Raw genomic sequence first — 12,923 nt, 5'->3', positions numbered from 1 at the left:
ATTAAGACTTTATTCACCACTGTCATTACACATTATTTAAGCATTCATTATAACAAACACGAAGGAACTGTGTCACATACAATTGACACAGTTCCTTCGTGTTTTTACTCATGATCTATTAAATCGGTACTCGATTGTTTCCCTGATAAGTTTTCTAATAGTTCACGGACATCAATTCCGGATGAAGCTTTTAATGACTCTTGTAAAGAAGCCATTAAATCGGTTGCATAGCTTGTTACCTTATTGGCGCCGCCTTGACTGCCGCCTCCTGTATCAACGACTGTTATTTTATCAATATTAGAAAGTGGCGTAGCAATTTGCTTCGCATATTCAGGAAGCATTTTTAAAATCATATCTAAAATAGCCGCTTGCCCAAATAGTTCATATGCTTCTGCAACTTTCCTTTTTGTCTCTGCTTCAGCCAAACCTTTTAGACGAATCACTTCTGCTTCTGTTTCCCCTTGAGCACGTTCAGCATCCGCCTTAGCTAAACCGTCAATTCGAACACGCTCTGCCTCCGCTTTCGCCATTGCTTCAATGCGATATTGATTAGCATCAGCTTCTGCCATTTGTTTCATTTTTTCTGCGCTTGCTGCTTGTTCTACAGCGTAGCGATCTGCATCTGCTTTTTTCTTAACTTCAGAGTCATATTGACGTTCACGGCGTAATATTTCTTTTTCTTCCAGCTCAATTTGTTTTTGCCGTTCAATAATTTTTATTTGCATTTCTTGCTCAGTTACTTCTTGTTTAGAACGAGCTGTTTCAAGATCATATGCTTGGTCTGCCTTAGCTTTTGCAATATCCTGTTCACGGCGATATTCAGCAATCTTTAATTGGTTTAACTTTTCGGCCTCAGCAATTTCAGTAGCTCTTTCCAATTCTGCTCTTTTTGCTTCTTTTGCAGCCTCTGCTCGGCGAATTCTCGTTTCTTTTTCAGCCTCGGCAGTCGCAATATCTGCATCCCTTTTCACTTGAGCAATTCGCGGTTTTCCGAGAGCATCAAGATATCCATTTTTATCACGTACTTCTTTAATTGTAAAAGATACGATGATAAGACCCATTTTTGCTAAATCTTGTGAAGCTACGCGCTGTACCTCTTGAGAAAATTTATCGCGGTTTTTATAAATCTCTTCAACCGTCATAGAACCTAGTATAGAACGTAAATGCCCTTCAAGTACTTCTTTAGCCTCATTTTCACGGTCTTCCTTAGACTTCCCTAAAAATTGTTCTGCTGCTGTAGCAATTTCACCAATAGAACCGCCAATTTTAATAATTGCGGTACCATCTGCCATAACAGGTACTCCTTGTTCTGTATAAACCTCTGGTGTTGTCACTTCTAATTTGCTAGATAATAAGCTTAAAGGCTGTGCTTGTTGAAAAACAGGCAAGACAAATGTACCGCCGCCACGTATAATTTTTATTTTATTCCCAGCTTCATCAATATGGACATTTCTCCCTCCTAGAAAACTGCCTGTAACTATTAACGCTTCATCTGGTCCAGCAGTACGGTATTTTGTAATAAAAACAGCAATTAATGCAATAACTATAAATACACAAATAGCGATAACAATCCAAATTCCCATCATTCCATCTCCCCCTATTGTTGATTCAGATGATAATTCTCATAAGGTACGACATATAGAACACCATTTTGAACTTCAATGACTAATACTTGCTTCCCCTCCTCTATCGGAACATCTTGCATACTTGCAGCCGGCTTGGAGATTGTACCGGTAAAGCTTTCAATCACAACCTCTCCAAATCCATCTTTTGGAATGGAAAGAATCGTTTTTCCGACTCTACCTTTTAAAGAATCCTCTGTATATGCGAGTGACTCTTCAGCGGAAGATAACGGAACGAGCACAAAAAAATGTAAAAAAGCATCCAAAATAATAGCAATAACAATTGAAATTATAATGATGAACATACTGGACAAGCTTGTGGCAACTTCCAGTATATAGCCACACACGGAAAAGAAAGTAATAAATGCCAAGAATAAAGCCGGATGTAAAATGTTAAGCATATCTGCTATCCCGCCTAACAAATCGCTAAAAAGAATATAAAGAATCGTTAAAACCCCGGCGATAATCAATACATATAAATAAATCGTCTCAATAGGAGTTCCAAACACATACATAGAAACCATTCCTTTCCAATAAGGAATTATGCAAAAAGTTCAATGATTTCGAGTCCACCTTTTATGCTTTATCTTCCTTCATTACTGTGCTGTTACCGTAATTACGATAGAAAATTAAAAAGGTTTCAAGTTTTTCAGTATTTATATAAAAATTTTGTCAAAACATGTTAAAAGACGGACAATAAAAAAGACCTTACACATAACTAAAAAGGGATATTGCGAATTCCTTTTATAAGTATATGGTGTAAGATCTATTACATTATAAATAAAGAAAAATTGTTTTATACTTTGGATACCCCAACTTGCATATACATGTATGTCAATGAATTTTCGAGGCGATTTTAGATAAGGCCATAAACGACAAAACCTCCTTGCCTAAAATGGCAAGGAGGTTTTACGATTACTTATTTTAATGCAGCACCTAAATCTTCAAGCAAGTCTTCAATATCTTCAATTCCGACAGAAATACGGATTAATCCGTCTTCAATTCCAAGTTCAAGTCTACGCTCACGTGGAATGGAAGCATGTGTCATTAACGATGGAATAGAAATTAGACTTTCAACTGCGCCTAGACTTTCCGCTAATGTAAAATATTTTGTTTTCTTCAAAACATCTAATGCTTTTTCTTGAGTTGCAACGGTAAATGAAACCATTCCACCAAAGCCTTCAGACTGCGAACGATGAAGTTCGTGTCCAGGGTGTGTTTCAAGTCCTGGGTAATAAATTTTTTCAACTTGTGGATGCTTTTGAAGAAACGCTACAATATTTTTTGTATTTTCCTCAATTTCCTCCATGCGAACGCCCAATGTTTTAATACCACGCATTAAAATCCAACTATCTTGAGGTCCAAGAATTCCGCCTGTTGAATTTTGAATAAAATGAATATCTTCCGCTAATGTTTCATCTTTTACAGCGATAAGTCCTGCTACAACATCACTATGACCGCCAAGATATTTAGTCGCACTATGAAGAACAATATCAGCTCCAAGAGTAAGTGGGTTTTGCCAATATGGGGTACTAAATGTATTATCAACAATTAATTTTAGCCCATTTTCTTTGGCAACGTTGCTAATTGCTCTTAAATCAGTAATTTTTAATAGCGGATTCGTTGGAGTTTCTACATAAATTGCTTTTGTGTTCGGCTTAATAGCTTCTTTTACAGCATTTACATTGCTTGTATCAACAAAAGACACTTCAATATTAAAACGGTTTAATACTTTTGTCATTACACGGAATGTACCGCCATAAACATCATCAGTTGCAATAACATGGTCACCTGCAGAGAACAGTTGAATCGCAGCAGTAATTGCCGCCATGCCAGAACTGAATGCGAAACCATGTGTACCTTCTTCTATATCGGCAATTAATTTTTCTAACGCTTCACGAGTTGGATTTCCTGTTCTTGAATATTCATATTTGAAATTACCAACACCATCTTGCTTATATGTGCTTACTTGATAAATTGGTGTCGAAACAGCACCTGTATATGGATCACGGCTAATTCCGCCATGAATAAATTTAGTTTTTTTACGCATGATGATTCTCCTTTAATATTCTTACTCCGCAAAAGAATAAATTCCACCACTTAAATAGCGTTCACTGCTATCTGGGAAAATAGTTACAATATTTGTCCCCGGTTTTGCATGCTTTGCTTCCCGCAGGCTTGCTTCGAGGGCAGCTCCAGATGAACTCCCAACTAATAATCCTTCTTTTCGGGCTACTTCTGCCAAACGGAAAAACGCATCATCGTCAGAGATCGTATGGATCGCATCAAAATATTTCTTATCAATAAATGGGGGCAGAAATTCCATTCCAATTCCTTCTGTCCGATGGCTTCCTGCTTCACCGCCATTTAAAATGGATCCTTCTGGCTCGACAATCACTGTTTTTAATTGCGGATTTTTTTCTTTTAAATAGCGAGATGTACCCATAAATGTACCGCCTGAACCAGCACCAGCAACAAATACATCAATATGGCCATCTAAAGCTTCATAAATTTCTGGTCCCAGACTTTCATAGTACGTATCTGGATTCGTATTATTTTGAAACTGCCCTGGATAATATGAGTTTGGTGTTGACTCAAGCAGTTCTTTTGCTTTTGCAATAGCACCTTCCATCCCTAAAGAAGTAGGTGTATTAATCACTGTTGCCCCTAAAGCCCTCATTAATGTTTGCTTTTCAACACTGAATTTTTCCGGTACAACAAACACTGCTCTAACACCAAATTGAATGGCTGCAAGTGCTAAGCCAATTCCAGTGTTTCCCGCTGTCGGTTCAATAACAGTCCAACCTTTATGGAGCTTGCCTTCCTCAAAAGCACGCTTCAGCATATATTGTCCAAGCCGGTCTTTCACGCTTCCTCCTGGATTTAAATATTCCAGTTTTGCAAATAGACGCACATCCTTTGGCAATTCATACGATGTAATTTCCACTAGAGGCGTATTTCCAATAAGTTCATGGACATTTTTTGCAAATTTCATGTTTTCAATCCCCATTTTCAGGCAAAAATTTGTTTCCACTCAGCACGTTTTTCTAGCATTTTTTTCGCAATAGCTTGCGCGCCTTCAAGCGAATGACTTGCTGCCCATCCACATTGAACTTCATTGCATGCTGGTACATCTGTAGCCTTTAAAACATCATTAAGCGTTTTTTCGATAATATCTAATACTTCATCATAATCATCATGATTAATAATAGAGAAATAAAAACCTGTTTGGCATCCCATTGGGCTAATATCGACAATTTTATCTGAATAGTTGCGGCTAAATTCAGCCATCATATGCTCTAAAGAATGAAGTCCAGGCATATCCATATGTTCTTTATTCGGCTGGCAAAAACGAATATCGTATTTACGAATAACGTCACCATGAATTCCTTCTTTAACACCTGCAAGACGGACATAAGGTGCTTTCACTTTAGTATGATCTAAATTAAAACTTTCTACATTCATTTTCTTTTGTTCAGTCATGATTCTTTTCTCCCTTCAACTGTGCTTCAATTAACCATACAAAACGATTTAATTGTGTAAATGAAACAGTAAATCCATTTTTCTCTAGAAGATTTTTTAGTACTGGTATCGTCGTATAATATTCCCGCTGTAAATCCTCAGCTAGTCGGTTAAAGCCTCTACTTTCAGACTCTGTGATCATATCTTGCTTTGCTTCATCTGACATGAAGACAGTGTCGGCAAATACAATACGACCGTTTGGATTTAATCGTTCACTATATTTTGCAATTGCTATTCCCTTTTCTTCATCTGTTAAATGATGGAAAGCATAAGTACTTACAAATGTGTCAATGTCCTCTATAACATGAAACTCAAGAAAATCCCCATCTATTATTTTAACATTTGGGAGCTTACTTTGAGCAATTTTTCTCATATTTACAGAAGGTTCAATTCCTATAACGTGTAAATGATGATCGACTAGTTTTGTCGTTAAATTACCTGTACCAACGCCAAATTCTACAACAGTTCCTTTTGCTCTGTCAGCAACTGCTGTTAAAATCTCTTCATAATTTGAAAATACCTCTTTATATTCAGCATCATCACCTGATACTGTTTGATCATAAGAGTGGGACCATTCTTCGAACAGCTCATTAAACTCTCTGCCCATTCTTAATTCCTCCATATCCTATAAAATAACTATGAATTAAATGTATCACTTCTCATATAATATCGCAATCATTGATACTTAATAATTAAACTTTTTTAGTATTAGCCGTTTATTAATTTAAATCGTATTTTAAAGTATTCTTTGGAGCAAGTATAGTTGCATGGACACATTTAGTTAAGTAACTATAATATTATCACTAGTAAGATCTGTCAAAAGGAAAGTACAGGCAATAAATTATTAAGCAGTACTAAAAGAGGGTTGTTGGTTTGTATCATGAGGGTAGTTTAGTAAAAGATTTAAGCAACTTTTGTGTGTATCAGAAGTAACCATTTATCAATTGATAATGAAAAAGTCTGATATTCGTTCGATCATTAAGAAAAAGTTTCGTCTGATTTAGTAAAGAGAAAGCCGGTTGAAGAAAATTAAACAGAATATTGCCTTCCACCAATAGCTCTATTATAAAACCTCAGCTTCTATGTATTTGAAAACAGTAAAAATATCAACAAGCGACGGAAGATGATGCTGTCACTTGTTGATATCTCCTAGTTATAGAATTGTTTCCTATTATCCTACCCCATATCGATAAAACTCATATTTGCTTCGCTACTCTTATCACGTTCACTCCATTAACAGCTTGATATCATGTTCAATTTGTTTATAAATATAGAAAGTCGATTCTGATTTAGTTTATAAACTATACTATTAAACATTGAACTCTTCGCAATTTAGATAGTTACGACCAGTTTTGCCACCCCTCTTTTGGATCTACAACAGCTAGATTAACCCAACCATTTTTTACTTTTTGGCAAAATATAGGATCGCGATCTAACAATCGCTTCACATATTTCTGTGGTGCTTGGATGACTATCAGTAAACGTAAAGGAGCATGATATGCTTCATTGTCTGATTTCATCACCGATTGCCAAGGTAGGCCAGATAATAAGTCACTAACGTTCCCTTGCATGACTCCAAGACCTGATGTAACTGTTTGAATAGCTTTATTCCCACTGCCATAAAAATGAGGTGCAACTGTAGAAGCGTAATACTGTAGATTAATCCATTGGCTAACAGTGCCCGGACCGGCAATAATGTTAGCAAGTATATCGCCATCTTCATCCTTTTGCCAGTCGTAATTATGCAAAAAGGCTCTTCCCTCCAAATTGCATCCTTTTGTTAGATCACGCTGACCAATAATAAATGATGCATTACGTGCTAATCCCCACTCAGGACGAACTTCACTCCAATCTTCCGCAAATCGTTGCACTTCATTTTTCGTTTTTTTATAATTTGATCTCAAAGTCGGTAATTGTTTTACTCTCTCTGCAGTTACATCATGGTTAACTTGCGGCAACACGTTCTGAATATGATAAAAGGCTTTTTGAGCCGCCTCTGAAAGTTCAGGAACATACAACCAACGTAATTCATCAAGTGTGGTTATATGCTCAGCGGCAACGAAAACGGTCTCGTCTGGAATTGTAATCCTCTCATTTTTAAGGGTCTCCCTTACTTTTGGAAGGTTAAGCAGACTGGCTAGAACCCTAGCATTAAATCCGCCTGAAGCCCCTCCACAAGCACCACATTCTAGTGCAGCAGCATATGGATTATTAGTGCTGTGGCTGCTATGTCCACAAATAACTACTAATGGAGCAAAATCATTTGTAATTCCCATCATTTTAAGTGCTTGTCGGGCGTATTGTACTTTCTCCTCATCAGAAAAGCCAACCGGTAATTCAATGTTTGGGTTTCTCTCATGATCAAGCGACAGATTTGTCTGAGGCTTGCGTAACCATGCTTCTTTAACTTGAGTTAACATTCGACCTATACCACGTGGAACAAAACTTCGAGTCAGCATTTGCAGGCTTAACCAAGGTCCAGTTAATTCTGGTAAGAATAAGCTAGCAAAAACGTTTTGCTTCATCGATTTAAATGTGTGACCTATAGAATGAATTACATTTCTTCGTTGTTGATACTCTTTAGATTCAAGCGCAGATGAATACTCATTTATTCTAAGCACCGGTTTATATATGACTGGTAAAGAGGGATGGGGACGTTTACTGCCAAGTTCACATGTTTCAATGGGTACACCAAAGAAACCGGCCATTCCATACGTTTTAAAAGGACCAGATCTTTCTAGTGCACGGCGAAAAGGCTCCGAACGTACATCAATACAGAGTACAAACTGTGCTAAAGTTTTCTCTTCCTTTTTGTCTTCAGTCTTCACTGGTATAATTTTCTTACGTAAATCATCTGCGTACGTTTGTTCCCAAGCTTCCAACCAAAGCTTCCTTCGAACCATCTCATCGAAGTGGTAGGAGAGGGTTAAATACTCTATTTGTTGAGCGGAAGATAGTTGCGACCAATCATCCATTGTCATGTCGCCCCAATAAAACCAAGCTGCAATGAGTGGAATCAAAGACTCTTCATGGTCAGTTTCCTTCTTAGGAACGGGCAAATAAGGGGTGAGTAAGACCCATTCCATTGAGATTCGGACTGCTAAATATTCTGTTAAAAGTGAACTTTCTTCGTCACATTGCTGTGAGCGCCAGAGCATCATTCCAGCCCACCCTGGCAATGCAAGTAGATGCGCTTCAAAATAGTCCTGTATCTTTGATTGAGGAATTTCAAATTCCACCAATGCTTTTTTTAGTGCAGCTGTTGCATCCTGTGGCCAACCTTCAAGCTGCTTACGTTGTTTACGATTGAGTGCAGGATCATGTTCAATTAGTTTGCGCCACGCGCTATAAAACCCCTTCTCACGATTTGGCATCGACCAACCTGCTTGATACTCATCTAAAAATAGCTTACACCACTTAATCATATGAAAATCAAGAGTGTGGGCTAATCTCTCTCCTCCTTGTTGTTCTACATACATACTTAATGGTTTTAATAAAGATTCCTCAGCATTTTGAAATTTCAAGCCTCCTAGTTTCTGTGCTATTCTCTGTAGTTTAGGTTCTCTTAATAGCATGGGGGGAAGTTCATCCATTTCGAGCGCGGACCGACAGAATTGTTCTGCTACATCGCGTGGCAAATCTAAACATTGTAAATCGAGCCAACGTTGGAGTGCCATTTCAAGAAAGTCCAAGTTAATCTCATTTCGCTTCTGCGCAGCACGGATCAAGGAAATGCTGGGATATATTTCCACGTCACGTATAGCTTTAAGCCAGCGTGCCACCTGTTCAAATGGTTGCCCTTCAAGTCCCATCCAAGGATTGCGTGTCGCAAATATATCAATAGGCCAAAGTGGTGCAATGACTCGACTGGCTGATTTTGTTAGTACGTCTATATCAATATCACTGTAATTAGAAGATGAATTTTCCTCTATCGTTTTAAACATTGTTGACGTTGCATTCATTATTGATTACCTCCTCGGGATAGGTAGTGCATAAGATACCTTGGATGACTTTCACTCGAATTAGGAAGAGGGTCACCTAGCCGAACAAGCCACAAATAGAGTAAAGCGAAAGAAGTAGAAGAACGATTGCGCGCTAACCACATACCTATAACACTGCCTAATAATAGTATGAATAAAACTGAAACAGCTATTGGTAAAGGCAGTTTCACACCTTGATAAACTGTCGTATATAACACTCCAGATAAAACGTGATGAATGGTGATGAATACGACTGCCACTACTCCTAGCATAATAAATCCCACCACACGTTCAATAACGCCTTGACTATAAGCAATCATCCGTGTCCAAGCAAACGAAAGTGACCAGCCTAAGATAATAGAACTAATCAGTTGATACCCTTCTCTAGAACCTGTCAACCAAGAGGCCTCCACTATAAAGACTCCTAAAACTACCCCTGTGATTTTCCATAGAAAAAAAGATCGTTGCGATATCTTAGATTGTTTCTCATAATGACGAACTGCAGAGCCAGACTGTAAAAAAAGCGTCGCCTTAAATAAGCCGTGCAATATAAGATGCATTATGGCAGCTACATAAGAGCCTAACGCACATTGAATAAGCATAAAGCCCATCTGAGCAATCGTAGAGGCAGCTAACTGACGTTTATAATCAACCTGTACTAATATCATTCCCGTCCCTAATAAAACTGAGATACTAGCTAGACAAAGCAAAAAAATTTGCGCTAAACTACCATCAAAAAGAGGTGCAAAACGAGTCAGCATAATTCCTCCTACATTTACTATCCCCGCATGCATGACCGCGGAAACAGGGGTAGGAACAACAGCAGATTCTAGCAACCATCTTTGAAAAGGCCATTGTGCAGCTGGTATCACTATTGCCAATACCAGCAACAAATTGATCCCTGTTCGCTCCCATCCAGCAAACTGTTTCAAGCTGTTTTCAGATAACGCAAGTGATAGCTGCCAGTGACCAGTAACTTGCGCCAACCAAATTATCGATACCAATAAAATAAGCCAACTAAACGCAAACAGTCGACCAGAAAAAGCAGCAGTGTTTCTTGCTACTTGCCACTTTTTATTCAGACCAATTAGCTTTGTCAATCCTAGTAGTGTAATTCCCCAGCACAATACTAATAAACGAAGGTCATTGCATAGCCAAGTAAGGGATGCAGCACCAGTAGTAATTGTTAAAAATGCAAAATATTTACGATAAAATTGATCGCCAAGTAAGTACCGAACAGAGTAGCGCTGTATAATCAATCCTATCGTAAGGACAAACAGAGCCATTAGCCAAGCAAGCGGATCGAGACGCCAAGGGCCTAAAATTCTATGTGTCGTTTCAGTAACAAGAATAATGAGTGCGATTAATGGAGGAACGGCAATGATCCCTATATGAATACGAACTATATACAATGGTATTCGAGGGTGTAATAATAACAATGCGCTAAATATAGCGACAGCAAGTGTTAAAAAAAATATACTTGTCAAAAGCAAATAATTTGCTTGAATTAACATGAAAAATCACCTCAGTGAAATATTTGAATGGATCAGATCAGCATAAAATAGCCATAAATATAAAAGAGAGAGATCAATTTTACAATTAAAGTTTCTTCATTTTTCTACTTGAATATTTTATATACTAGTAAAAAAAACCGACAACTTTCAGAAAAACAGCTTTAGCTGTCATTCTAAAAATCGTCGGTTTACCTTCAACTAACTTTAAGTTTTTTGAAGATCTCCCTTTATGTAAGTTTTTTTCCTAAATCATTAAATAATGTAAATACCATAATCCGTTCCCCTGTAATGGTACTTATATCACTATGAAAACTTTTTACTTCTTCGCCGGCTATGTTTAGAATAATTTCTTTCAGACTATCAATTCCTGACTCAACAAGTTCAGCCCGAAATCTCTTAACAGATAACATTCCTTCTTTTGTTTCACAAACAGAATATTCAGCAGGGGTTAGAATACCTTGTAGCACTACAATAATCATGTCTCTTAAAATATCTGTCTTAACTGATATTGAACCACGACCAAGGAAATCCTTTTCCCAACGAGTTATTGCCTTACTTATCTCTGATTCAATATATCCTTTTGACATATTTATCATAGCCTCCTAAAGAAAAAAGGTATACTCCCCACTATAAAAACCAATGGAGAAATATACCGACTTACCTTATTCTTGTCTTCTTAATCATACGAACCGTTTTTTCATATTAGTCAATACATATGTATTAACAATATGCTAAAACGTTCATTAATAAGAAGTAAAAAATAACATCTATCGATTTAAAAATATATACTTTAATTAATACACAGAATATAAAATGTGTCAATATGTAAAAATCTAATCATTACCCTCACTATTGTTTATTTTTTCCAAAAATGACCATATTTCAGATCACATTACGTTAGACATCGCCACCTGGACAATTCGTAACTTAGCCAAAAACAAGAAAACCACTCTAACCAAAGAAACTGTTGGGATAATGCCTCGCAAGAATCTTTTTTAGTCATTTGAAAAAGAAAATAAATCATTACATTGTTACTGTAACCATTATTGATGGGGTTAAAAAAAGATGAAACCTATTCGCTTTAGGAATCATCTTCTAATTGTTTAATCACTTTTTTATTGCGTGCTTGACATAAGCCCGGTTTAATGAGATCCTTCTGTTTTTTGAAACGGCCCCGAGAGGACTCGAACCTCCGACGCACGGTTTAGGAAACCGACGCTCTATCCGCTGAGCTACGGAGCCATCATGATAAATGAGAAAAAGTCACTTATTATTATATATGAATAAAGAAAAAATGAAAAGGTAATTCATTTTTAAATTTAGTTTTAGATGAATATACATAAATTACAAAAAAAATCCGGCCAAAAGGCCGGTAAACAAAAAAGGGGGTTAGACAAATGGGGAGATTTGTCTTAAGTTTTAGGATGTTGCTGCTTGTCCTTGCTACATTTATCATCATAAAGATGTAATCCTAAAAACCAGTGAAAGATTCATTATAATTTGATTAAAATGAGAAAAAATTTTTTATAAATATCTCTGTTAAGCTCTGTTGATTTTCACCTATGATTTCTTCCTACCTACAAATTAGAGCCTCTCTTTCAAACCATTTATAGCTTTTTTACATATCTTCAGCATGATTGCAAAACCTAGAAAAAAAGAGAAAAGAGGTCAATCAAGTCATGCTAACATTGGTAGTGCGTTTTGTTCTTTTGATGTCTTGGGTCACAGTCCGCTTTATCCCTAAACAATCAATTAGGAAATACATACCTGTTACGATTCTAGCCTCCCTTATAACCGTAACTGTATCATTTATCGGTGTGCATTATGAATTTTGGGAAGTAAAAGGCGGAGCAAAGAAAAGATTATGGAATATTTTAACCATTGTGATAGGGATTTTCCCTTTAGGATGTTTATGGATTTTCCATTTGACTTTCGGAAAATTTTGGTTATACGTTTTAGCTAATTTCCTGAATAATATCATTTATGCTTATCCAATTGTTTCTGTTTTAGAAAAAATAAAATTTATCAAGTACAAAAAGTTCAATCGAATGTCTCACATTCTCGTGACAATGACTTATTCCCTCCTTTTATATAAGTATCAAATGTTTCTTACCCCTATTACAAAGAACCAAGAAAAATGAACACTCAATGAGTAATTCTTAAAGTGCACCCCCCATTGATTTTATGAGGGCACTGAAAAAGTCCATTAAATTATTAGACGGTTAAAGGTTGAATAAATTAAACCTTTAACTGTCTTTTTAGCTTATAATAATGATATTAATTCA

The 12,923-nt window shown here is 36.8% G+C and carries 10 protein-coding genes and 1 tRNA gene; 1 reads left to right on the top strand and 10 read right to left on the bottom strand.

Annotated features, from left to right (window positions below; all coding sequences use genetic code 11):
• Positions 1-104 precede the first annotated feature (104 nt).
• The 10 genes from floT to G4D61_RS15725 form a co-directional block, all read right to left on the bottom strand.
• Positions 105-1,586, bottom strand: a complete 1,482-nt coding sequence (gene floT, locus G4D61_RS15770) for a flotillin lipid rafts scaffold protein FloT (protein ID WP_035348910.1) — start codon at positions 1,584-1,586, stop codon at positions 105-107.
• A gap of 11 nt (positions 1,587-1,597) precedes the next feature.
• Positions 1,598-2,137 (bottom strand): NfeD family membrane protein, encoded by a 540-nt coding sequence (locus G4D61_RS15765; protein WP_035354300.1) that lies wholly within the window; start codon positions 2,135-2,137, stop codon positions 1,598-1,600.
• A gap of 404 nt (positions 2,138-2,541) precedes the next feature.
• Positions 2,542-3,672: a bifunctional cystathionine gamma-lyase/homocysteine desulfhydrase gene (locus G4D61_RS15760; RefSeq protein WP_163174337.1), complete on the bottom strand. Its 1,131-nt coding sequence runs from the start codon at positions 3,670-3,672 to the stop codon at positions 2,542-2,544.
• Between the two features lie 21 nt (positions 3,673-3,693).
• The gene (locus G4D61_RS15755; RefSeq protein ID WP_035354295.1) at positions 3,694-4,617 is read right to left on the bottom strand and encodes a PLP-dependent cysteine synthase family protein; all 924 of its coding nucleotides are present in this window, start codon (positions 4,615-4,617) and stop codon (positions 3,694-3,696) included.
• 17 nt (positions 4,618-4,634) lie between these two features.
• Positions 4,635-5,105 (bottom strand): S-ribosylhomocysteine lyase, encoded by a 471-nt coding sequence (locus G4D61_RS15750; RefSeq protein WP_025730256.1) that lies wholly within the window; start codon positions 5,103-5,105, stop codon positions 4,635-4,637.
• Positions 5,098-5,751: a class I SAM-dependent DNA methyltransferase gene (locus G4D61_RS15745; protein WP_025730254.1), complete on the bottom strand. Its 654-nt coding sequence runs from the start codon at positions 5,749-5,751 to the stop codon at positions 5,098-5,100. Before G4D61_RS15745 ends, G4D61_RS15750 begins: the two co-directional genes overlap by 8 nt.
• Positions 5,752-6,484: 733 nt before the next feature.
• Positions 6,485-9,088, bottom strand: a complete 2,604-nt coding sequence (locus G4D61_RS15740) for a DUF2309 domain-containing protein (protein ID WP_235929387.1) — start codon at positions 9,086-9,088, stop codon at positions 6,485-6,487.
• Positions 9,089-9,105: 17 nt separating this feature from the next.
• A complete protein-coding gene (locus tag G4D61_RS15735) occupies positions 9,106-10,638 on the bottom strand; it encodes an NADH dehydrogenase subunit 5 (protein ID WP_163174333.1) in 1,533 nt (510 codons plus the stop codon).
• A 227-nt stretch (positions 10,639-10,865) separates the two neighbouring features.
• Positions 10,866-11,231: a Na-translocating system protein MpsC family protein gene (locus G4D61_RS15730; protein ID WP_025730248.1), complete on the bottom strand. Its 366-nt coding sequence runs from the start codon at positions 11,229-11,231 to the stop codon at positions 10,866-10,868.
• Positions 11,232-11,807: 576 nt separating this feature from the next.
• Positions 11,808-11,880 (bottom strand) — tRNA-Arg (locus G4D61_RS15725).
• Positions 11,881-12,317: 437 nt separating this feature from the next.
• Here G4D61_RS15725 and G4D61_RS15720 point away from each other — a divergent pair.
• Complete coding sequence (locus G4D61_RS15720; RefSeq protein WP_025730246.1) at positions 12,318-12,779, top strand: hypothetical protein; 462 nt, start codon at positions 12,318-12,320, stop codon at positions 12,777-12,779.
• Positions 12,780-12,923 lie beyond the last annotated feature (144 nt).

Origin of the sequence: Heyndrickxia ginsengihumi (assembly GCF_011008565.1) — a bacterium.
Taxonomy (GTDB): domain Bacteria; phylum Bacillota; class Bacilli; order Bacillales; family Bacillaceae_C; genus Weizmannia; species Weizmannia ginsengihumi.
Note: the sequence above shows the minus strand (reverse complement) of the source record. Positions and strands in the feature narration are given on the sequence as shown.